Here is a 22458-nt window from a genome sequence, read left to right as displayed (position 1 = left end):
TGCACACGCTCCGGCTTCAGCGAAATCAAGCCCTCGGCCGATTAGTACCGGTCCGCTCCACGGCTTGCGCCGCTTCCACTCCCGGCCTATCTACCTGGTCATCTTCCAGGGGCCTTACTCCCTTAACGGGATGGGAGATCTCATCTTCGGGCCGGCTTCGCGCTTAGATGCTTTCAGCGCTTATCCGTTCCGGCCTTGGCTACCCAGCTGTACCCCTGGCGGGATAACTGGTACACCAGCGGGCCGTCCACCCCGGTCCTCTCGTACTAGGGGCAGTTCCCGTCAAATCTCCTCCGCCTGCGATGGATAGGGACCGAACTGTCTCACGACGTTCTGAACCCAGCTCGCGTACCGCTTTAATCGGCGAACAGCCGAACCCTTCGGACCGACTTCAGCCCGAGGATGCGATGAGCCGACATCGAGGTGCCAAACCTCCCCGTCGATGTGGACTCTTGGGGGAGATCAGCCTGTTATCCCCGGGGTAGCTTTTATCCGTTGAGCGACGGCCCTTCCACTCGGAACCGCCGGATCACTAAGCCCGTCTTTCGACCCTGCTCGACCTGTCTGTCTCGCAGTCAAGCCCGCTTCTGCCTTTACACTCCCCGGATGATTTCCAACCATCCTGAGCGGACCTTTGGGCGCCTCCGTTACCTTTTGGGAGGCGACCGCCCCAGTCAAACTGCCCACCTGGCACGGTCCACGACCCCGTTGCAGGGGCCCGTGTTAGAACTTCGATGCTGCGAGGGTGGTATCCCAACGGCGCCTCCACCGAATCTGGCGACCCGGCTTCGCAGGCTCCCACCTATCCTGTACACGCACCACCAAAATCCAATGCCAGGCTACAGTAAAGCTCCACGGGGTCTTTCTGTCCAATCGCAGGTAACCTGCATCTTCACAGGTATTGCAATTTCACCGGGTCCCTCGCTGAGACAGTGCCCAAGTCGTTACGCCATTCGTGCGGGTCGGAACTTACCCGACAAGGAATTTCGCTACCTTAGGACCGTTATAGTTACGGCCGCCGTTTACTGGGGCTTCGGTTCAAAGCTTCGGCCTTGCGGCCTGACCTCTCCCCTTAACCTTCCAGCACCGGGCAGGCGTCAGCCAGTATACGTCGCCTTCCGGCTTAGCACTGACCTGTGTTTGTGGTAAACAGTCGCTTGGGCCTCTCCTCTGCAACCCTCCCCCGCTCTGCGGCGTCTCTCCGCTCACGGTCCGAGGGCCATCCTTCTCCCGAAGTTACGGATGCATTTTGCCGAGTTCCTTAGCGAGGGTTCTCCCGCGCACCTGAGGATTCTCTCCCCGCCTACCTGTGTCGGTTTGCGGTACGGGCACCCCGGGTCTCCCTAGCGGCTTTTCTCGGCAGTGTGGCGTCAGGGGCTTCCCTACTTCAGTTCGGTCGGCGTCGCGTCTCACGTTTAGCCCGGCGGACTTCCCTACCGGGCCACGCTACCCGCTTACCCCGGCTCAACCAGCGGCCGGGTCCCCCTAGCCTCCTGCGTCCCCGCATCGGTCAAGCGACCCGTAGGTGGTACAGGAATGTCGACCTGTTTCCCATCGCCTACGCCATTCGGCCTCGGCTTAGGTCCCGACTGACCCTGAGCGGACGAGCCTTGCTCAGGAATCCTTAGGCTTTCGGTGGACAGGATTCTCACCTGTCTTTTCGCTACTCATACCGGCATTCTCACTTCCATGCGCTCCAGCCGTCCTTCCGGTCGACCTTCGACGCACATGGAACGCTCCCCTACCGCGTGAGCAGTGAGATGTGAGTAGTGAGTAGTGGGTCACTGTGGACGGGCCGGAAACTCCGGACCGCACTCACTGCTCACCACTCACCTCTCACCGCTCACACCCGCAGCTTCGGTGTCCTGCTTAGCCCCGAGTATTTATGGCGCAGCGTCATTCGACCAGTGAGCTATTACGCACTCTTTCAATGATGGCTGCTTCTAAGCCAACATCCTGGTTGTCTCTACAACGCCACATCCTTGCCCACTTAGCAGGAACTTCGGGACCTTAGCTGGCGGTCTGGGCTGTTTCCCTCTTGACGACGGACCTTAGCGCTCGCCGTCTGACTGCCGGCCATACTTGCTGGCATTCGGAGTTTGACTGAGTTCGGTAACCGGTAGGGCCCCTAGCCCAATCAGTGCTCTACCTCCAGCAAGCTCACATGCCGACGCTAGCCCTAAAGCTATTTCGGGGAGAACCAGCTATCTCCCGGTTCGTTTGGCTTTTCACCCCTATCCACAGCTCATCCGATAGCTTTTCAACGCTAACCGGTTCGGGCCTCCACGGGGTCTTACCCCCGCTTCACCCTGGCCATGGATAGATCACCGGGTTTCGGGTCTACAGCCACTGACTACGCCCTCTTCAGACTCGCTTTCGCTTCGGCTCCGGGCCTGAGGCCCTTAACCACGCCAGTGACCGTAACTCGCCGGTTCATTCTTCAATAGGCACGCACTCACCCACGTACGGGGCTCGTACTGCTTGTAGGCACACGGTTTCAGGGTCTCTTTCACTCCGCTCCCGCGGTGCTTTTCACCTTTCCCTCACGGTACTGGTTCACTATCGGTCGCCAGGCGTATTTAGCCTTGGAGGGTGGTCCCCCCGGATTCCCACGGGATTCCTCGTGTCCCGTGGTACTTGGGATCCGCCCAGCGGCGCCTCGCCTTTCGCCTACAGGGCTTTTACCTTCTGTGGCGGGCCTTTCCAGACCTCTTCGGCTAGACTCGGCTGCATCGCTTTACGGGCGTCCCGCAACCCCAGCAGCGATGGCTCGCTGCTGGTTTAGGCTCCTCCCCGTTCGCTCGCCGCTACTGAGGGAATCTCGGTTGATTTCTTTTCCTCGCCCTACTGAGATGTTTCAGTTCGGGCGGTGCCCCCCCACAGCCTATGGATTCAGCTGTGGGTGACTGGCCATTACGCCAGCCGGGTTGCCCCATTCGGAGATCCCCGGATCTACGCCTGCTTGCGGCTCCCCGAGGCTTATCGCAGCTTTCCACGTCCTTCATCGGCACCTGGCGCCTAGGCATCCACCGTGTGCCCTTCCCAGCTTGATTTCGCTGAGATGCACGCTTCCCGCGTTGCCTTTGCGTGTGTCCACTGTGCAGTTTTCAAGGTACGACGCTGCTGCAGGGAACCCAAGGTTCCCGAAGCAGCCCGTGGTCCCGTGCGGGAGCGAAGCTCCCGCAGGCACTCACTGAGGGGCTCGAAGATCCTGAGTCAGCAAGCGTGCGGGCCGGAACAGCTCTCACTGCTCACAGCCCACTGCTCACCGCTCATCTCGAACCCTCAAAACTAAACAGTGCAGATTCGGTCCGCCCAGCGGGCCGTCAGTTTCCCTCAGCCCGTTTTGATGGGCTGAGGATCGACCTCGGAGTCTCCCCTTCTCAGGGGCTGCGCTCCTTAGAAAGGAGGTGATCCAGCCGCACCTTCCGATACGGCTACCTTGTTACGACTTCACCCCAGTCACCGGCCCCACCTTCGGCGGCTGCCTCCCTTGCGGGTTAGCTCACCGACTTCGGGTGTTGCCAGCTCCCATGGTGTGACGGGCGGTGTGTACAAGGCCCGGGAACGTATTCACCGCGGCGTGCTGATCCGCGATTACTAGCAACTCCGACTTCACGCAGGCGAGTTGCAGCCTGCGATCCGAACTGGGACCGCCTTTCGCGATTGCCTCCCCCTCGCGGGTTCGGGGCGCTCTGTGGCGGCCATTGTAGCACGTGTGTAGCCCAGGACATAAGGGGCATGATGATTTGACGTCATCCCCACCTTCCTCCGGTTTGTCACCGGCAGTCTCGCATGAGTGCCCACCATAACGTGCTGGCAACATGCGACAGGGGTTGCGCTCGTTGCGGGACTTAACCCAACATCTCACGACACGAGCTGACGACAACCATGCACCACCTGTCTCACCGTTCCTCTCCGAAAAGAGGCACCCCCGCATCTCTGCAGGGTTCGGTGGATGTCAAGCCCTGGTAAGGTTCTACGCGTTGCTTCGAATTAAACCACATGCTCCGCTGCTTGTGCGGGCCCCCGTCAATTCCTTTGAGTTTCAACCTTGCGGCCGTACTCCCCAGGCGGAGTGCTTAGTGCGTTAGCTCCTGCACGAGGGGGGTCGATACCCCTCACACATAGCACTCATCGTTTACGGCTAGGACTACCAGGGTATCTAATCCTGTTTGCTCCCCTAGCTTTCGCGCCTCAGCGTCAGTGACTCCCCAGGCAGCCGCCTTCGCCACTGGTGTTCCTCCCGATCTCTACGCATTTCACTGCTACACCGGGAATTCCACTGCCCTCTAGAGCACTCAAGCCCGCCAGTTTCAGAGGCACCCCCGGGGTTGAGCCCCGGTCTTTCACCCCTGACTTAACAGGCCGCCTACACGCCCTTTACGCCCAGTAATTCCGGACAACGCTCGCCCCCTACGTATTACCGCGGCTGCTGGCACGTAGTTTGCCGGGGCTTCCTCGCCTGCTACCGTCAAACCCCGCCCATTTCCTGACGGGGCCCTTCTTCGCAGGCAACAGAGCTTTACAACCCGAAGGCCTTCTTCGCTCACGCGGCGTTGCTGCATCAGCCTTTCGGCCATTGTGCAAAATTCCCGACTGCTGCCTCCCGTAGGAGTCTGGGCCGTGTCTCAGTCCCAGTGTGGCCGGTCGCCCTCTCAGGCCGGCTACCCATCGTCGCCTTGGTGGGCCGTTACCCCGCCAACCAGCTAATGGGCCGCGGACCCCTCCTCTGCCAGCGCCACTGACTCCAGCGCCTTTTCTCCCAGCCCCATGCGGGACCGTGAGCTTATCCGGTATTAGCAGGCCTTTCGGCCTGTTATCCCAGAGCAGAGGGCAGGTTATCCACGTGTTACTCACCCGTCCGCCGCTGGGCTTCAGGGCCGAAGCCCCGAAGCCCCGCTCGACTTGCATGTCTTAGGCACGCCGCCAGCGTTCGTCCTGAGCCAGGATCAAACTCTCCGTGGAAAGCTTGACTTTGGCTCCTTTGGAATACCGGCTCGCTCGGCTTCCCTCTTCTGCACTGTCTAGTTTTCAAGGTTCGAGATCCGCCGCCGCCCTCAGGCGACAGCTTCACTAGTTTAGCAAGTTCCCGGCGTCGTGTCAACCGGCCAGTTCGTGCCACTTGGCCGTTCCGGCCGGCTGTCTCCGCCGTGAACCCCGCCGCCCAGCTGGCGGCAAGATCGCATTCTAGCAGGCCGCACCGTCCGGTGTCAACCGACCAGATGCCGGCAGACATCCTGCCTCTCGGCAGGCGACTTCGGAAGCGAACTGGCCGCTTCCGAAGTCGCGTTGGTTGCGGGGGAGGGATTTGAACCCTCGACCTCCGGGTTATGAGCCCGACGAGCTACCTGGCTGCTCCACCCCGCGGTATGAAATTGGTGCGAGGGCCGGGATTCGAACCCGGGACCTCTCGGTTATCAGCCGAGTGCTCTGGCCGACTGAGCTACCCTCGCATGTGGAGCTGATGACCGGGCTCGAACCGGTGACCTCGTCCTTACCAAGGACGTGCTCTACCACCTGAGCTACATCAGCATGGCCCACCTGGAGCGGGTTCTCCAAGCGGTGTGGTGCAGATGGGGAGAGTCGAACTCCCACCGGGAGTGGTTACCCGACACGGTCCTGAGCCGTGCGCGTCTGCCAATTCCGCCACATCTGCAGTTCTGGCGGAGGCGACGGGATTCGAACCCGCGATCTCGGCCGTGACAGGGCCGCATGTTAGGCCTCTACACCACGCCTCCGCTTATGAAGGCAGTCAATCTTTGGAAGCGCCTTGCGGCGCTTCCTGCAGAACGCCCTGGTGCGCGGTAGAGGGATCGAACCTCTGACCTCATGAACGTCAATCATGCGCTCTCCCAACTGAGCTAACCGCGCAGGTTACTGTGGCGGCCACCGAAAACCGCCGCATGGTGGAGCTAAGGGGATTCGAACCCCTGACCTCTTGAATGCCATTCAAGCGCTCTCCCAACTGAGCTATAGCCCCATAAGAATTGGAGCGGGTTACGAGACTCGAACTCGCGACCTCCACCTTGGCAAGGTGGCGCTCTACCAACTGAGCTAAACCCGCGGAATCTGGTGGGGAGAGGAGGATTCGAACCTCCGAAGCGTTACGCAACTGATTTACAGTCAGCCCCCTTTGACCACTTGGGTATCTCCCCGCCAGTGGTGGCCCAGGCCAGAATCGAACTGGCGACACCGCGATTTTCAGTCGCGTGCTCTACCAACTGAGCTACCGGGCCATCGGTGGTAGCGGCGGCTGGATTCGAACCAGCGACACTGCGGGTATGAACCGCATGCTCTGACCAGCTGAGCTACGCCGCCATGCACTTATGCAGTTGTCGGTCTGGTGACCCCAACGGGATTCGAACCCGTGTCTCCGCCGTGAGAGGGCGGTATCCTAGGCCGCTAGACGATGGGGCCGGTATGGTGGACCGCGTAGGACTCGAACCTACAACCTGCCGATTAAGAGTCGGATGCTCTACCAATTGAGCTAGCGGTCCAATAGATTTGGGCAGCGACCTATTCTCCCCCTTGCGGAGTACCTTCGGCCCTGGAGGGCTTAACTTCCGTGTTCGGTATGGGAACGGGTGATCCCCTCCGGTATCGCCACCCAAAACTCCTGAGGTCCTACCCTCAAAACTGCACAGCGATCTGCACACGCTCCGGCTTCAGCGAAATCAAGCCCTCGGCCGATTAGTACCGGTCCGCTCCACGGCTTGCGCCGCTTCCACTCCCGGCCTATCTACCTGGTCATCTTCCAGGGGCCTTACTCCCTTAACGGGATGGGAGATCTCATCTTCGGGCCGGCTTCGCGCTTAGATGCTTTCAGCGCTTATCCGTTCCGGCCTTGGCTACCCAGCTGTACCCCTGGCGGGATAACTGGTACACCAGCGGGCCGTCCACCCCGGTCCTCTCGTACTAGGGGCAGTTCCCGTCAAATCTCCTCCGCCTGCGATGGATAGGGACCGAACTGTCTCACGACGTTCTGAACCCAGCTCGCGTACCGCTTTAATCGGCGAACAGCCGAACCCTTCGGACCGACTTCAGCCCGAGGATGCGATGAGCCGACATCGAGGTGCCAAACCTCCCCGTCGATGTGGACTCTTGGGGGAGATCAGCCTGTTATCCCCGGGGTAGCTTTTATCCGTTGAGCGACGGCCCTTCCACTCGGAACCGCCGGATCACTAAGCCCGTCTTTCGACCCTGCTCGACCTGTCTGTCTCGCAGTCAAGCCCGCTTCTGCCTTTACACTCCCCGGATGATTTCCAACCATCCTGAGCGGACCTTTGGGCGCCTCCGTTACCTTTTGGGAGGCGACCGCCCCAGTCAAACTGCCCACCTGGCACGGTCCACGACCCCGTTGCAGGGGCCCGTGTTAGAACTTCGATGCTGCGAGGGTGGTATCCCAACGGCGCCTCCACCGAATCTGGCGACCCGGCTTCGCAGGCTCCCACCTATCCTGTACACGCACCACCAAAATCCAATGCCAGGCTACAGTAAAGCTCCACGGGGTCTTTCTGTCCAATCGCAGGTAACCTGCATCTTCACAGGTATTGCAATTTCACCGGGTCCCTCGCTGAGACAGTGCCCAAGTCGTTACGCCATTCGTGCGGGTCGGAACTTACCCGACAAGGAATTTCGCTACCTTAGGACCGTTATAGTTACGGCCGCCGTTTACTGGGGCTTCGGTTCAAAGCTTCGGCCTTGCGGCCTGACCTCTCCCCTTAACCTTCCAGCACCGGGCAGGCGTCAGCCAGTATACGTCGCCTTCCGGCTTAGCACTGACCTGTGTTTGTGGTAAACAGTCGCTTGGGCCTCTCCTCTGCAACCCTCCCCCGCTCTGCGGCGTCTCTCCGCTCACGGTCCGAGGGCCATCCTTCTCCCGAAGTTACGGATGCATTTTGCCGAGTTCCTTAGCGAGGGTTCTCCCGCGCACCTGAGGATTCTCTCCCCGCCTACCTGTGTCGGTTTGCGGTACGGGCACCCCGGGTCTCCCTAGCGGCTTTTCTCGGCAGTGTGGCGTCAGGGGCTTCCCTACTTCAGTTCGGTCGGCGTCGCGTCTCACGTTTAGCCCGGCGGACTTCCCTACCGGGCCACGCTACCCGCTTACCCCGGCTCAACCAGCGGCCGGGTCCCCCTAGCCTCCTGCGTCCCCGCATCGGTCAAGCGACCCGTAGGTGGTACAGGAATGTCGACCTGTTTCCCATCGCCTACGCCATTCGGCCTCGGCTTAGGTCCCGACTGACCCTGAGCGGACGAGCCTTGCTCAGGAATCCTTAGGCTTTCGGTGGACAGGATTCTCACCTGTCTTTTCGCTACTCATACCGGCATTCTCACTTCCATGCGCTCCAGCCGTCCTTCCGGTCGACCTTCGACGCACATGGAACGCTCCCCTACCGCGTGAGCAGTGAGATGTGAGTAGTGAGTAGTGGGTCACCGTGGACGGGCCGGAAACTCCGGACCGCACTCACTGCTCACCACTCACCTCTCACCGCTCACACCCGCAGCTTCGGTGTCCTGCTTAGCCCCGAGTATTTATGGCGCAGCGTCATTCGACCAGTGAGCTATTACGCACTCTTTCAATGATGGCTGCTTCTAAGCCAACATCCTGGTTGTCTCTACAACGCCACATCCTTGCCCACTTAGCAGGAACTTCGGGACCTTAGCTGGCGGTCTGGGCTGTTTCCCTCTTGACGACGGACCTTAGCGCTCGCCGTCTGACTGCCGGCCATACTTGCTGGCATTCGGAGTTTGACTGAGTTCGGTAACCGGTAGGGCCCCTAGCCCAATCAGTGCTCTACCTCCAGCAAGCTCACATGCCGACGCTAGCCCTAAAGCTATTTCGGGGAGAACCAGCTATCTCCCGGTTCGTTTGGCTTTTCACCCCTATCCACAGCTCATCCGATAGCTTTTCAACGCTAACCGGTTCGGGCCTCCACGGGGTCTTACCCCCGCTTCACCCTGGCCATGGATAGATCACCGGGTTTCGGGTCTACAGCCACTGACTACGCCCTCTTCAGACTCGCTTTCGCTTCGGCTCCGGGCCTGAGGCCCTTAACCCTGCCAGTGACCGTAACTCGCCGGTTCATTCTTCAATAGGCACGCACTCACCCACATACGGGGCTCGTACTGCTTGTAGGCACACGGTTTCAGGGTCTCTTTCACTCCGCTCCCGCGGTGCTTTTCACCTTTCCCTCACGGTACTGGTTCACTATCGGTCGCCAGGCGTATTTAGCCTTGGAGGGTGGTCCCCCCGGATTCCCACGGGATTCCTCGTGTCCCGTGGTACTTGGGATCCGCCCAGCGGCGCCTCGCCTTTCGCCTACAGGGCTTTTACCTTCTGTGGCGGGCCTTTCCAGACCTCTTCGGCTAGACTCGGCAGCATCGCTTTACGGGCGTCCCGCAACCCCAGCAGCGATGGCTCGCTGCTGGTTTAGGCTCCTCCCCGTTCGCTCGCCGCTACTGAGGGAATCTCGGTTGATTTCTTTTCCTCGCCCTACTGAGATGTTTCAGTTCGGGCGGTGCCCCCCCACAGCCTATGGATTCAGCTGTGGGTGACTGGCCATTACGCCAGCCGGGTTGCCCCATTCGGAGATCCCCGGATCTACGCCTGCTTGCGGCTCCCCGAGGCTTATCGCAGCTTTCCACGTCCTTCATCGGCACCTGGCGCCCAGGCATCCACCGTGTGCCCTTCCCAGCTTGATTTCGCTGAGATGCACGCTTCCCGCGTTGCCTTTGCGTGTGTTCACTGTGCAGTTTTCAAGGTACGACGCTGCTGCAGGGAACCCAAGGTTCCCGAAGCAGCCCGTGGTCCCGTGCGGGAGCGAAGCTCCCGCAGGCACTCACTGAGGGGTTCGAAGATCCTGAGTCAGCAAGCGTGCGGGCCGGAACAGCTCTCACCGCTCACAGCCCACTGCTCACCGCTCATCTCGAACCCTCAAAACTAAACAGTGCAGATTCGGTCCGCCCAGCGGCCGTCAGTTTCCCTCAGCCCGTTTTGATGGGCTGAGGATCGACCTCGGAGTCTCCCCTTCTCAGGGGCGGTGCTCCTTAGAAAGGAGGTGATCCAGCCGCACCTTCCGATACGGCTACCTTGTTACGACTTCACCCCAGTCACCGGCCCCACCTTCGGCGGCTGCCTCCCCTTGCGGGGTTAGCTCACCGACTTCGGGTGTTGCCAGCTCCCATGGTGTGACGGGCGGTGTGTACAAGGCCCGGGAACGTATTCACCGCGGCGTGCTGATCCGCGATTACTAGCAACTCCGACTTCACGCAGGCGAGTTGCAGCCTGCGATCCGAACTGGGACCGCCTTTCGCGATTGCCTCCCCCTCGCGGGTTCGGGGCGCTCTGTGGCGGCCATTGTAGCACGTGTGTAGCCCAGGACATAAGGGGCATGATGATTTGACGTCATCCCCACCTTCCTCCGGTTTGTCACCGGCAGTCTCGCATGAGTGCCCACCATAACGTGCTGGCAACATGCGACAGGGGTTGCGCTCGTTGCGGGACTTAACCCAACATCTCACGACACGAGCTGACGACAACCATGCACCACCTGTCTCACCGTTCCTCTCCGAAAAGAGGCACCCCCGCATCTCTGCAGGGTTCGGTGGATGTCAAGCCCTGGTAAGGTTCTACGCGTTGCTTCGAATTAAACCACATGCTCCGCTGCTTGTGCGGGCCCCCGTCAATTCCTTTGAGTTTCAACCTTGCGGCCGTACTCCCCAGGCGGAGTGCTTAGTGCGTTAGCTCCTGCACGAGGGGGGTCGATACCCCTCACACATAGCACTCATCGTTTACGGCTAGGACTACCAGGGTATCTAATCCTGTTTGCTCCCCTAGCTTTCGCGCCTCAGCGTCAGTGACTCCCCAGGCAGCCGCCTTCGCCACTGGTGTTCCTCCCGATCTCTACGCATTTCACTGCTACACCGGGAATTCCACTGCCCTCTAGAGCACTCAAGCCCGCCAGTTTCAGAGGCACCCCCGGGGTTGAGCCCCGGTCTTTCACCCCTGACTTAACAGGCCGCCTACACGCCCTTTACGCCCAGTAATTCCGGACAACGCTCGCCCCCTACGTATTACCGCGGCTGCTGGCACGTAGTTTGCCGGGGCTTCCTCGCCTGCTACCGTCAAACCCCGCCCATTTCCTGACGGGGCCCTTCTTCGCAGGCAACAGAGCTTTACAACCCGAAGGCCTTCTTCGCTCACGCGGCGTTGCTGCATCAGCCTTTCGGCCATTGTGCAAAATTCCCGACTGCTGCCTCCCGTAGGAGTCTGGGCCGTGTCTCAGTCCCAGTGTGGCCGGTCGCCCTCTCAGGCCGGCTACCCATCGTCGCCTTGGTGGGCCGTTACCCCGCCAACCAGCTAATGGGCCGCGGACCCCTCCTCTGCCAGCGCCACTGACTCCAGCGCCTTTTCTCCCAGCCCCATGCGGGACCGTGAGCTTATCCGGTATTAGCAGGCCTTTCGGCCTGTTATCCCAGAGCAGAGGGCAGGTTATCCACGTGTTACTCACCCGTCCGCCGCTGGGCTTCAGGGCCGAAGCCCCGAAGCCCCGCTCGACTTGCATGTCTTAGGCACGCCGCCAGCGTTCGTCCTGAGCCAGGATCAAACTCTCCGTGGAAAGCTTGACTTTGGCTCCTTTGGAATACCGGCTCGCTCGGCTTCCCTCTTCTGCACTGTCTAGTTTTCAAGGTTCGAGATCCGCCGCCGCCCTCAGGCGACAGCTTTAACAGTTTATCATCCTCACCGGACCGGCGTCAACCACACAGATCTTTCCGCCTGGCCCGACCGCCGCCGCTCGAGGCTTGCCCTACCGGCGGCGACGTATAGTCTAGCCGAAAACAGGGTGATTCGTCAACACCCAACAGACGGCAATGCGCATCCATCGCGCTGCGACCAGGAGTGCTGCGCGACAGCAGTCGCTAACCCTGCCCTTCAACACGGCGGGCTCCCGCACGGGAGCCCGCCCGTCAGATTCAGCTTCTGCAGCGACTTCGCCTCTGAGGCTACAGCACGACGATGAAGAAGAAGATCACCATCAGGGCCAGCCCGAAGGGCACGCCCACCTTCGCCCACTCCCGCGAACCGATCTTGAGCTTGCTGGCCGACACGATGTTGGGGATGTTGCCGGGAATGAGCATACCGCCGCTGATCAGCAGGCCCATCAGGACCGCCTTCACCTGCGCCAGCTCCATGGCCGGGCTCAGCTCCGCGGCCGTCAGCGTCGCGTTGTCCAGGACCGCCGACAGCATGTTGATCCAGTACAGGGCCGTGCTCGGCAGGCCCAGGACGTACGTATCAATCAGTGGCTTAAAGCCGTCCCCCAGGAACGTCAGGGCCATTACGAAGAGGTAAATCTTCAGGGCCCGCACGATCACGTCCTTATAGCTCTCCCCGGCATCCTCCTGCTCACTCAGCCCGGGCCCTTCGGTCGCAGCAGCCGCCTCAGGCCGGCCCTTCAGGAAGAAGGCGCCGAAGATGCCCAGCACAACCACGGTCGGAATCACGTAGATGCCGATCGTCCGCACCAGGTACCAGAAGTCGCCGTTCATCTTGGAGACCGCAATGGTGGACAACGGCTCTCCCAGCGGCGTCAGGGCAGCCCCGAGGCCGATGCTGAAACACGCCAGAATAACGAAGTTAACCTCGGTTTTGCGGTCGAGCCGAAGGGCGCTGATGATCTCCACCAGCACCAGCGAGGCGATGATGGCCGTGATGACACTGGAGGCCAGGCCGAGAACGGTAATGACCAGGAATGCGAAGACCGGGAACGGCACCACCCGGAGGGCGGCGCGGATGCCCGCCTGCAGCTTGGTCTGAAACAGCTTGAACAGGATGCCGGCGATCAGGACGGCCGCCGTGATCATGACCGGCTCCTCGAGCGCCTTGAGGATCAGGTGCTGATCCATGATGCCGCTGATCAGCGAAGCCGCGACACCCATAATGAACAGGAAGATCTCCAACTGGTGCTCAACAGCCTTGAACGCGAACGGAAGGGTCAGAACCAAGAGCAGGATGACCACAAGCCCTGGAATAACGTATGCACCTGCCACGTCTTTGTCCTCCTCGATGTGAATCCTTTCCCATGATAGAACTGCTGCCGTGAGAGGGCAAGTGGCCTGTTCATTCGGGCGTGCAGCGGGCTAGAGCGCGCCGACCCACCGCTGGCCCGGGTTGAGGCTGCGGCTGCGGCCCATGAGGGCGAGCACGTCCTCCCGGCCATACCGCTCCCGGAAGAAGCTCCAATAGAGGAACTCTTCCTTAGAGGCAAAGGGCACGCCTCTGGGGCTCCGCTCGCCGCGGAACACCGCATCCGAAACCGCTTCCGCCGCGTAACGCTCCAGCAGCGGGGCAACCCCCGACCCGATGGCGAACTTCTGCTTCTCCCGCCAGACGATGTCCTGCGGCAGATACTGCTCTGCCACCCGCCGCAGAATCCACTTGCTCTCGCCGTCCCGACGCTTCAGACGGGGGTCAATCCGGAAAGCCAGGTCTACGACGGCGGTGTCCGTGAACGGCATCCGCCCCTCAAGGCCGTGGGCCTGGGTCATGCGGTCCACCCGCTGCAGGTTGGAGTTGTGCATGGCGGCCGTGATCTCGTACAGCTCCGCTCCCAGAGCTGCCGCATCGAGCTCAGCCAGATAATCATAGCCGCCGAACAGTTCGTCGGCGCCCTCGCCGGAGAGCACCACCTTCACGTGCTCCGCCGCCAGTTCCGACACATAATAGGTGGCCACGGCGCTGCGCACAAGCGCCGGGTCACACGACTCCAGGGCGTCGATCACGCGGGGAAGAGCAGAAGTGATCTCATCCTCCGACAGCACCCGCTCGTGGTGCCTGGTGCCCAGCTCTTCGGCCACCCTGCGCGCCTGCGCCAGGTCGGCCGATCCCTCCAGCCCCACCGCGAACGTGTGCAGCTCGCCCGTCACGTGCTGCCGTGCGAGGGCGGTGATCAGGCTGGAGTCGAGCCCGCCGCTGAGCAGGCAGCCCACCGGCACGTCCGCCGCGAGCTGCTTGCGAACCGCGTTGTGCAGCGCGTGATCGAGGGCGAGCACGACCTGGTCCGGATCGGTCAGTTCCCCGGTGTGCGCCGGAATCCGATCGTAAGCCTCTATCGGCTCCCCGACGCGCCACCGGTGTCCGGGTGGAAACGCCCGCACTTCTCTAGTCTCCCCAATCAGCGCCCTGATCTCTGACGCGAACAGGAAGTTGCCGGCGTCGTCCTCTCCCCAGTACAGCGGCTGGATGCCCAGCGGGTCGCGGGCGAGGAACAGCCCCTGCTGCTCGCCCCAGATCGCGATCGCGAACATGCCGTCCAGCCGCTCCACACAGGCCGGGCCGTACTCCTCGAACAGGTGCAGCACCACTTCGGCATCTGACTCGGTCTTGAACGCATGGCGCCCCTCCAGCTCCCGCCGGAGGGCGCGGTGGTTGTAGATGGCGCCGGTCATCGCCAGCCAGAGGCTGCCGTCCTCGTTGGACAGCGGCTGGCCACCGCCGGCAACGTCAACGGTGGCCAGTCGCACATGCCCCAGGCCGAAACCGGCTGTCGCAATCCAGATTCCCCGACCGTCGGGCCCCCGGTGCGCCTGTTTCTCCAGCATCCTCGCGATGCGGGCGTTGTCAGGTTTTCCGAGGATCCCAGCGATCCCACTCAATGCAGCGACCCCTCCTTACACGATTTCCTCCGCCATCAGGGCGGCGATCCGCTCCGCCTCGCTCACGACCCGGCCCGTGCGCCGGTCCACTGCACGGCACGCGCCGTCCGTGAAACGCACCGCCACCTCGCCCCTCGCCGCCGGGTTGCCCATCAGGTGGGGGGCATCCAGCAGGCCGATGCGGACGGCAGCCGCCAGCGTGGGCGCGTGGGTGAGGGGATCGTCGACGCCGACGGGCGCCAGGTCGGCGATCGCCTCCAGAAGCAGCCGGGCCTCCTGGACCAGCTCGGCCTTGCGGGCCTGCACCGCCTCGTCCTGCGTCATGTCCGGCAGGCCCTGCAGCGCGAGCTGAATGGCCCCGTGGACCACGTGGCACCCCTCGATGACGTCCTGGGCGGTGGCGGCATGGTGGTACTCGGAGTGCCCCACGACGTGCACGATGTCGGGCTTCACCGCCATCTGCAGGAAGGTCGACGCGGCCAGGTGCCCCTTGGCCCGGTCAAATCCCGCCGGCATCGAGGTCAGTCCGGTCCGGCACTCCCTCCAGATCCGGAAATGGGGTCCGGCCAGCGACTCGACCAGCTCCAGCTTGGCCAGCATCTTCGCCAGGTCCATCGCGGGGGAGGTGAGGGGCGGGTTGTTCCACATCAGCTGCTGGACGTAATCCGTGACGCCTGCCTGTTTGGCGTTGTAGGCCGCGATGTAGGCGGCAGCCACTGCGACCACGTCCGGGGCATCCCGCAGCGACCAGTGGTGGCTCTCATTCGACTCGACCGGAATGCCGCGTTCGGCATGCCACCGGAACACGGCCTGCACCTCCGGAATGGACTCCAGCAGCGGACGCTGCGAACGCCCGTCAAGCTGGCTGTACCAGAAGAGGGGCACCGCCGCCCAGGCGTTGTGAATGGTCTCGTGCAGCATCTCGGCCCAGGCCAGCTGGTCCCGGGTCCCGGCGTAGCAGCGCATCAGCGGGTAGTTGCCCGTCCGGGAGGCCGCATACAAGGCCCGCAGGTCGTCCGGCGTCCGGACGGGGACGCCGCCGGCCCCGTGCTCGCGCGGATCCATCTCCTCGGGCCGGAAGAAGTGCTCCTGCGCGTTCTGGTCGGTGCCCAGGCTGATGACGTCCAGCACCCCGGCCTCGCTGATCTGCCGGATCCCCTCCACCGTCGCCTCCACGGTGGGCTGCCCGAAGTGGTGCCGGAGGATCGGGAAGGGGCGCTTCCACAGGATGCGCTCCACCAGCGTCTGGGGCGGGATGCCCCCCGCTTTCTGCGTCGGCGCGCCGCGCAGGAAGTCCACGACCTCCTGCCAGTCGGACGACCCGCCGAAGACCGCGTCGAAGAACCCCAGGGCCCGGCCGTGCTCGGCGACCGGGTCGGTGGCGCCGAGCACCCAGCGGCGGCCCGCCTGCCCCCGCTCCCTCGCCGCCTGCGCCAGATGGGTCAGCACCGCGCGGCCCGACTCCGGCGTCAGCCGGTAGCCGACGGCGACGATCTCCGGGTCCCAGGCGGCCACCTCGTCCAGCAGCCGCTCCACCGGGACCGCCGGCCCCAGAAAGCGCACTTCGTATCCCAGCTGCTCGGCCATCTGCAGAAAACGGACCACGCCGCCCACGTGAACGTCGTCCCCGATGGCGGCTCCCATAATGCGTCGATTATACAAGATCCATCACATCTCCTTCCAGTGCATACTGGCAGATCTGCTCAGGCGCCCAGCCCGCCATGCCGAGCCGCTGCACCGTCCGGCCCGTCTCCCGGAAATCGACGCCGCAGACGCCGTTGGCGATCTGGATCAGCGCGTCGGTAAGGGGCGTCGGCACGCCGCAGGCGGCGCCCAGCGAGGCGATGGGCACGAGTCCGGTCGGCACGTCCTCCCAGAGGTACCGGTGGCGCAGCCTCGCCGGAGCCCCGACGTCCGCGTACGCCTGGGTAGCCTGAATCGCCTCGTACAGGGTGGGGCGCTCCACGCCGTAGGCCTCGGCCAGCCACTCCCGGGCAGTCAGCGCGCCGACCCCCAGGGCGCGGGCCACCGACACCCGCTCGTGGTCCAGCTGCTCCAGCAGCGCAGCCACCGAGGGCGTGATGCCGTCCACGTAGTGGCGGAAGGCGCCTCCGGTGGACTCGATGCGCCCCGCGTTCAACAGGGTGACGCCGGGGTGGAAGATGGCGCCCACGTTGTCCAGCGAAGTCTTCCAGACCCAGCGGGCCGGCATGAACTGGGGGAATGCGGGCTTGATCCCCTCCAGCAGTTCGCCCGTCCGCGACGCGGGCAGCGCGGCCGCCAGCACCTGGCGCTTGATGCCGTGGATGCGGGCGTGGAACGGGCCGGTCTTGCGGCTTGCATACAGGAACGTCTGCGCCTCGCCGACGATCACGTCGGCGGTGCAGCCGGCCTCCCGTATGGCGTGCCTGAACTCAATCGCGCCCGCGGTGCGGCCGGGGAGCAGGAGGATCCGCTGCCCGTCCCGCAGGTAAGGCGCGCACCTCGTGGCGATCTCCCGGTGCGCCGATGCAGGCAGCACGACCAGCACGACATCCGCCGCTTCCAGGGCCGCCTCCAGGCTGTAGGCGACCTGCACCGGGCCGAAGCCCTCCACCTGGCCTTCGAGGAAGACACCCCCGGCGGCGTCGATCGGCTCCAGCGTCTCGGGATTACGGGCCCAGAGCGCAACAGGGAATCCCATGACTCCGAGGTGGCCGGCCATGGCGAGCCCGCCGTGTCCGGCTCCGATCACGCAGTAGCGCAGCACGGTCTCCTCCCTCCTCAATGCCTTGGTTACTGGCATCCAGCCAGGCTTGGGGGAACGGAGAAGGCGCCGACCGAGTCGGCCGGCGCCCGCCTGAAAGCACAGCAAAGCTGAAGGTCTGGTGACCCCTCTACTTATGTATAGACAGCAATGACAAGGGCCCACCACCTTAGCCACGCTTACGAGGTTAGCTGACGGACTCGGGGCGCCAAAGCGTGCCCCTACGCATCCTCCTTCCGGCCTGGGCCGGAGCCTCGGTGCGATTCGCCCCAGGAATGTGGTTCCCCCGTTCCCCGCTTGCGCGGAGATTCAGCGATCAGGCGGGTCCAGCACTATTCCGTTACCACAAGCGAGACTATTCTACCAGGGCGCCGGAAACGTCGTCAAGATCGACAATGGCAATCCAGCCTGTCCATTTTTTGCCCCCCACTTCACGGCGGCCGACCGGCTCCGCCGGGAGGCGCCGTCGCAGCGTTTTCCCCCGGTTTCACGGCGGCCGACCGGCTCCGCCGGGAGGCGCCGTGGCAGCGCCTTCCCAATGCCAGGGGGTGGGGTGTGGGGAGGGGGGCTCCCGCCCCCCTCCCCACTTTGGATCAAAACGCCGGAATCACCGCGCCCCCGTAGGTCTCGTGGATGAACGCCGCGACAGCCTCAGACTGCAGCAGCTCCACCAGCTTCTTGATCTCAGGCCGGTCCTCATCCCCGCGGCGCACGGCGACGATGTTGGCGTAGGGATTGTCCTCCGCCGACTCCCGGGCCAGCACGTTGGCCTTCACGCCCAGGTTTTTCTCGGCGTCCAGGTAGTAGTTCGTGTTGATCACCGCGGCGTCCACATCCTGCAGGCTGCGGGGCAGGTACTCGGCCTGCAGCATCTGGATCTTCAGGTTCTTCGGGTTGGCCACCACGTCGTTGGGCGTCGCCTCGACGCCGACCCCCTCGGCCAGCTCAATCAGCCCGTGGTCGGCCAGCAGCTTCAGCGCCCGGCCGCCGTTGGTGGGGTCGTCGGGAATGGAGATCGTGGCCCCGTCAGGCAGCTGGTCCAGGCTGGTCAGATCCAGCGAGTAGAGGCCCAACGGCTCCAGGTGGACGGCGCCGACCGAGACCAGATCCAGGCCGCGCTTGGAGGAGAAGTCCTCGAGGTACGGCACGTGCTGGAAATAGTTGGCGTCCAGGCTGCCGTCGGCCAGGGCCAGGTTCGGCTGCACGTAGTCCGTGAAGACCACGATGTCCAGCTTGATCCCCTCCGCCTCGGCAGCATCCTTGATGAACTCCAGGATCTCAGAGTGGGGCGTGACCGTCGCGCCGACCTTCAGCGTGACCGGCTCCGTCGTCTGCTCCTGCCCCTGGTCCTGGGTCTGCTCCGGGGCCTGCTGCGCACCCTGTTCCCCCTGGGCAGGAGACTGCTTGGCGCCACCGCAGCCGGCCAACACGCCCAAAGCCAGGGCGAAAGCCAGTACGAGACTCACGAAACGCTTCATACGCTCAACCTCCTGCTGTCCCGAAATGCTATTTATGCGTAAACCTGTTGGCCAGGCTGTCGCCGATCCACTGCATGACCTGCACCATGATGACCAGGATCACCAGGCTCACGTACATGACGTCATGCTCATACCGGGCGTAGCCCCACTTCACGGCCACGTCGCCCAGTCCCCCGCCGCCGATGGCGCCGGCCATCGCGGAGTAGCCGACCACGTTGACCAGCATGAGAGCGGTGCCCCGCACCAGCGACGGCCGGGCTTCGGCCAGGAGCACCTTCGTGACCACCTGCCAGTTGGAGGAGCCCATGGCCAGCGCCGCCTCGATCAGGCCGGGGCTGACCTCGTGGAGCGCCTGCTCCACCACCCGCCCCATGAACGGCACCGCCGCGACCACCAGCGGGACGATGGCCGCCGTCGTGCCGATGGAAACGCCGACGATCGCTCTCGTGAGCGGGCTGACTGCGACCATCAGAATCACGAACGGGGTCGACCGTCCGATGTTGACGAGAACGCCAAGGGTGCGGTTGAGCGCCGGCCTCTCCCACAGGCCCCCCGGGGCGGTGATCACCAGCAGCACGCCGAGGGGCAGGCCCAGGAGAAGCGTGAAGAAGGCCGCGGCGCCCACCATGTAGAGCGTCTCCCAGGTGGCCTCCAGCATCATCGGCCCCAGCTTCGACATGCGAAGCATCAGCGACCCCAGATCAGCCATGCGGAATCACCTCCGGCGAGACCCCCTGCTCCTCCAGGAAGCGCAGGGCGGCCTGAATATCCTCTGCGCGGCCGGTGAGTTCCACCAGCAGCCGGCCCACCGTCGACCCGGCGACCCGCTCGATCGCGCCCTGCACGATGTTGGCGTCGACCTGGAACCGGCGCACCATGGCGCTGATCAGCGGCTGGTCGGCGGAGCCGCCCACGAAGAACAGCAGCACCCGCACCCCGTCGGGGTTGAGCCGGACGGCAGCCTCACGCGCCGGCTCGTAGAACAGCTCCCGCAGCCGGGAGCCCGGCCGGCCGATGAGCTCCAGCACGCCGCCCTGCTCCACCACCGTGCCGCCCTCCAGGATGGCCACGGAGTCGCAGACCTGCTTCACAACCTCCATCTGGTGGGTGATCAGGAGGATGGTCAGCCCGAGCCGCTGGTTGATCTCCCGGAGCAGGGAGAGCACCGACCGGGTGGTGTCCGGATCGAGGGCCGAGGTGGCTTCGTCGGAGAGCAGGAGCTTCGGTCCCGGGGCCAGCGCCCGGGCGATGCCCACCCGCTGCTTCTGGCCGCCGGACAGCTGGGCCGGGTACGCATCGGCCTTGTCCGCCAGCCCCACCAGGGCCAGCAGTTCCTCCACCCGCTCCCGGATGCGGGGCCGGGACCAGCCGGCCACCTCCAGCGGGTAGGCGACGTTGCCGAAGACGGTGCGGGAATCGAACAGGTTGAACTGCTGAAAGATCATGCCCATCTCCTGGCGTGCCGCCCGCAGCTCTCTGGGGGTCAGGCCGGTGATCTCCCGCCCGTCCACCCAGACCTCGCCGGCCGTCGGACGCTCCAGCAGGTTGACGCAGCGGATCAGCGTGGACTTGCCGGCGCCGCTCTGGCCAAGGATGCCGAAGATCTGCCCCCTGGGCACGTGCAGGCTCACGTTGCTCAGGGCCACGATCTCCTGCCCGTTCTGCCTGAACACCTTGGTGAGGCCCTTGAGCACAATCACCAGGACTTACCTCCGTTTCGGCAATAGAAAAGTGCGCCTGACAAAGAGGCGCACAGAATGAACACACAGATGTCTTCCGGCTGCCTCTCATCTTCGGAAGGGCAAGAAGCCCTCCCCAGGAATTGGCACCGCTGCACGCGGGGAAGCGTGCCGGTTGCCGTGGCGTCATCGGGCCAGTCCCTCAGCCTACTCTGGATAAGAGTCAACGGTATCCGATATGCTGTTGACGCTTAAGATACCACGGGCCGCGGCAGCCGTCAACACTGAAATTGTGCCTTACCCGAAGGTCATCGGGGCCAGCACCCGGGAGGCCTCCGGGCCCGCGTCCTCGTGGTGGGCGATAAGCAGGATGTTGGCACCGCAGCCCAGGCCCCTGGCCTGCACGACGGGATCCTCTGTGACCACCCACAGGTCCGCGTCCGGCAGGCAGAGCCTGGCGATGGCCAGCACCCGCAGCAGGTCCGCCGAATCGCAGGCCGACCGGACGACGGCGCCGCTCAGCCCCGCATTGCGCACGACCTCCAGGTCGTCGGCGATATCCTCGTCCGTCTGGCCTTCGATCCCGACGCAGATGCCCCCCGTGACCCGGTAGCCCAGGCCCTTCAGCCAGAGGGTCCGGGTGAGCCGGTCCGCGGGCGACTGGCCCGGGTGCAGGTGCGCGAAGAACACCGGGTTGCACGATTCGTGCGGCAGCACGTACTCGGCGGCGCCGGCCTGGTGCCACAGGGCGTAGACGTCGTAGGGCCGCTCGCCCATGCAGAGGGCGATCTCCATCCCGGTCTGTGCGGCGATGGCGCGAATCAGCTCGGCGACCGTTTCTACGGCGTCGTACTCCGGCGAGGCGCAAAGCAGCACCGACCGGCACCCCTTGTTCCACGAGTTCACGACGTGCTCACATACGCTCTGCGGGTCGTCGTTCTCGAGATCGACGAGCAAGCGCAGTGACGGCTCCTCACCTTTCGTCTGCCGGCAGATCCTGCCGGCCACCTCCAGCAGACTGCGGTACTCGTCCGCCTCGGCCCGCAGCATGAGCAGTATCTCCCGACGAGTCGGTGTACGTCCGGCTTCAGCACGACGCAGGATCGGCCCGATCACACGACCACCCGCCTTTAGTGACAGCCGTCACAAACTATCGTACCGGATTGCCTGGAAATAGCCTATTCGGGGAAAGGCTCATTTCTTTGTGGGTATTTTGGTTCATGCGTTAAGCATCATCCAGTCCGCCACGTGCGCCACCACGGCCGCCCGGCCGCGCTCCAGCGCCAGGAAGTGTCCCCGGCCGGGGAGCACCAGAGACTGCGCCGACGGCAGGTGCGCGGCCAGATAGCGGGCGCTTTCCGGTGCGATCCAGTCATCCCGGTCGCCCTGCAGGGCCAGGACGGGGACCCGGATCCGCCCCAGCTGCCGCCGCGTGAACCGGGAGAGGCGCACCAGCGATCGCAGGGCCGGCATGATGCCTCCCGCAATCCCCAGGTAAGGTGCCAGGCGCTCCGCGACCGGCGCCGCATCCCGAAGCAGAACCGGCGCCGCCAGCGTACAGACGGAGCGCACGGGATGGCGCGCGGCCAGATGGAGGGCGATCAGTCCCCCCATCGAGAACCCGACCAGGTGCACCTCGGCGCAGGCGGACCGCAGCTCCCCCAGGGCCGCCTCGGCGCCTCGGATCCAGTGCCGGAACCTGGTGCGGCCCAGGTTCGCCGCGTCAGGGCCATGCCCGGGCAGCACCGGCGCGTAGACGGTGAACTGCCGCGCTGCCAGCCCGTCCACCAGGGGCCGGATCTCCGCAGGCGAACCGCCGAAACCGTGCAGCACCAGGCACCCCGCCTGCCCGCCGTAAACGCGCACGGGCCCGGTGCTGCGCCTTGCCAACGGCATG

The 22458-nt window shown here is 63.9% G+C and carries 9 protein-coding genes, 13 tRNA genes, 5 rRNA genes and 2 riboswitches; all 27 genes read right to left on the bottom strand.

The features are described from left to right. Positions 1 to 21: 21 nt before the first annotated feature. Positions 22 to 3053, bottom strand: a 23S ribosomal RNA gene (locus ACZ5UM_RS06380). Positions 3054 to 3403: 350 nt separating this feature from the next. Continuing rightward, positions 3404 to 4968 (bottom strand): 16S ribosomal RNA (locus tag ACZ5UM_RS06375). A gap of 325 nt (positions 4969 to 5293) precedes the next feature. Next, positions 5294 to 5370: transfer RNA gene (locus tag ACZ5UM_RS06370), tRNA-Met, on the bottom strand. A 9-nt stretch (positions 5371 to 5379) separates the two neighbouring features. After that, positions 5380 to 5456 (bottom strand) — tRNA-Ile (locus tag ACZ5UM_RS06365). Positions 5457 to 5459: 3 nt separating this feature from the next. Next, positions 5460 to 5535, bottom strand: a tRNA-Thr gene (locus tag ACZ5UM_RS06360). 33 nt (positions 5536 to 5568) lie between these two features. Further along, positions 5569 to 5659, bottom strand: a tRNA-Leu gene (locus ACZ5UM_RS06355). A gap of 5 nt (positions 5660 to 5664) precedes the next feature. Beyond that, a tRNA-Asp gene (locus ACZ5UM_RS06350) sits at positions 5665 to 5741 on the bottom strand. A 57-nt stretch (positions 5742 to 5798) separates the two neighbouring features. Then, a tRNA-Val gene (locus ACZ5UM_RS06345) sits at positions 5799 to 5874 on the bottom strand. 33 nt (positions 5875 to 5907) lie between these two features. Beyond that, positions 5908 to 5983 (bottom strand) — tRNA-Ala (locus ACZ5UM_RS06340). 8 nt (positions 5984 to 5991) lie between these two features. Next, a tRNA-Gly gene (locus ACZ5UM_RS06335) sits at positions 5992 to 6067 on the bottom strand. A gap of 6 nt (positions 6068 to 6073) precedes the next feature. Continuing rightward, positions 6074 to 6158, bottom strand: a tRNA-Tyr gene (locus ACZ5UM_RS06330). Positions 6159 to 6163: 5 nt separating this feature from the next. Next, positions 6164 to 6239: transfer RNA gene (locus tag ACZ5UM_RS06325), tRNA-Phe, on the bottom strand. Positions 6240 to 6244: 5 nt separating this feature from the next. Beyond that, positions 6245 to 6321 (bottom strand) — tRNA-Met (locus ACZ5UM_RS06320). A gap of 23 nt (positions 6322 to 6344) precedes the next feature. After that, positions 6345 to 6420, bottom strand: a tRNA-Glu gene (locus ACZ5UM_RS06315). A gap of 4 nt (positions 6421 to 6424) precedes the next feature. After that, a tRNA-Lys gene (locus ACZ5UM_RS06310) sits at positions 6425 to 6500 on the bottom strand. Between the two features lie 6 nt (positions 6501 to 6506). Next, positions 6507 to 6614 (bottom strand): 5S ribosomal RNA (rrf, locus tag ACZ5UM_RS06305). 59 nt (positions 6615 to 6673) lie between these two features. Then, positions 6674 to 9705: ribosomal RNA gene (locus tag ACZ5UM_RS06300) — 23S ribosomal RNA — on the bottom strand. Positions 9706 to 10054: 349 nt separating this feature from the next. Beyond that, a 16S ribosomal RNA gene (locus tag ACZ5UM_RS06295) occupies positions 10055 to 11621 on the bottom strand. The 16S, 23S and 5S rRNA genes sit together here with 13 tRNA genes alongside, the layout of an rRNA operon. A 385-nt stretch (positions 11622 to 12006) precedes the next feature. Beyond that, positions 12007 to 13053: a DUF1646 family protein gene (locus tag ACZ5UM_RS06290; RefSeq protein ID WP_464847570.1), complete on the bottom strand. Its 1047-nt coding sequence runs from the start codon at positions 13051 to 13053 to the stop codon at positions 12007 to 12009. 90 nt (positions 13054 to 13143) lie between these two features. Then, positions 13144 to 14658, bottom strand: coding sequence for an asparagine synthase B (asnB, locus tag ACZ5UM_RS06285; RefSeq protein ID WP_464847567.1), 1515 nt, complete (start codon positions 14656 to 14658; stop codon positions 13144 to 13146). Positions 14659 to 14673: 15 nt separating this feature from the next. Then, on the bottom strand, positions 14674 to 16320 hold the full coding sequence (locus ACZ5UM_RS06280) for a cobalamin B12-binding domain-containing protein (protein WP_464847564.1): 1647 nt from the start codon (positions 16318 to 16320) through the stop codon (positions 14674 to 14676). Beyond that, complete coding sequence (locus ACZ5UM_RS06275; protein WP_464847560.1) at positions 16313 to 17407, bottom strand: NAD/NADP octopine/nopaline dehydrogenase family protein; 1095 nt, start codon at positions 17405 to 17407, stop codon at positions 16313 to 16315. Before ACZ5UM_RS06275 ends, ACZ5UM_RS06280 begins: the two co-directional genes overlap by 8 nt. 158 nt (positions 17408 to 17565) lie before the next feature. Then, positions 17566 to 17729, bottom strand: a riboswitch (cyclic di-AMP (ydaO/yuaA leader). Positions 17730 to 17997: 268 nt separating this feature from the next. Next, positions 17998 to 18882, bottom strand: coding sequence for a MetQ/NlpA family ABC transporter substrate-binding protein (locus ACZ5UM_RS06270; RefSeq protein WP_464847558.1), 885 nt, complete (start codon positions 18880 to 18882; stop codon positions 17998 to 18000). A gap of 28 nt (positions 18883 to 18910) precedes the next feature. Then, complete coding sequence (locus tag ACZ5UM_RS06265; RefSeq protein ID WP_273381962.1) at positions 18911 to 19591, bottom strand: methionine ABC transporter permease; 681 nt, start codon at positions 19589 to 19591, stop codon at positions 18911 to 18913. Then, on the bottom strand, positions 19584 to 20582 hold the full coding sequence (locus tag ACZ5UM_RS06260; protein WP_464847556.1) for a methionine ABC transporter ATP-binding protein: 999 nt from the start codon (positions 20580 to 20582) through the stop codon (positions 19584 to 19586). Before ACZ5UM_RS06260 ends, ACZ5UM_RS06265 begins: the two co-directional genes overlap by 8 nt. A gap of 84 nt (positions 20583 to 20666) precedes the next feature. After that, a riboswitch (SAM riboswitch) is annotated at positions 20667 to 20784 on the bottom strand. A 74-nt stretch (positions 20785 to 20858) separates the two neighbouring features. Beyond that, entirely contained in the window at positions 20859 to 21677 is an 819-nt protein-coding gene (locus ACZ5UM_RS06255; protein ID WP_464847555.1) for a biotin synthase BioB, read from the bottom strand. A 102-nt stretch (positions 21678 to 21779) separates the two neighbouring features. Continuing rightward, positions 21780 to 22457 carry an alpha/beta hydrolase gene (locus ACZ5UM_RS06250; RefSeq protein WP_464847554.1) on the bottom strand — a complete coding sequence of 226 codons (678 nt, stop codon included), beginning with the start codon at positions 22455 to 22457 and terminating at the stop codon, positions 21780 to 21782. Position 22458 lies beyond the last annotated feature (1 nt).

The sequence above is a fragment of the Symbiobacterium ostreiconchae genome, assembly GCF_055396975.1.
Note: the sequence above shows the minus strand (reverse complement) of the source record. Positions and strands in the feature narration are given on the sequence as shown.

Bases quoted from the DNA above. Each gene is read 5' to 3' on its own strand.
- ACZ5UM_RS06270 (WP_464847558.1), bottom strand. From the start codon at position 18,882: ATGAAGCGTTTCGTGAGTCTCGTACTGGCTTTCGCCCTGGCTTTGGGC.
- ACZ5UM_RS06265 (WP_273381962.1), bottom strand. From the start codon at position 19,591: ATGGCTGATCTGGGGTCGCTGATGCTTCGCATGTCGAAGCTGGGGCCG.
- ACZ5UM_RS06250 (WP_464847554.1), bottom strand. From the start codon at position 22,457: ATGCCGTTGGCAAGGCGCAGCACCGGGCCCGTGCGCGTTTACGGCGGG.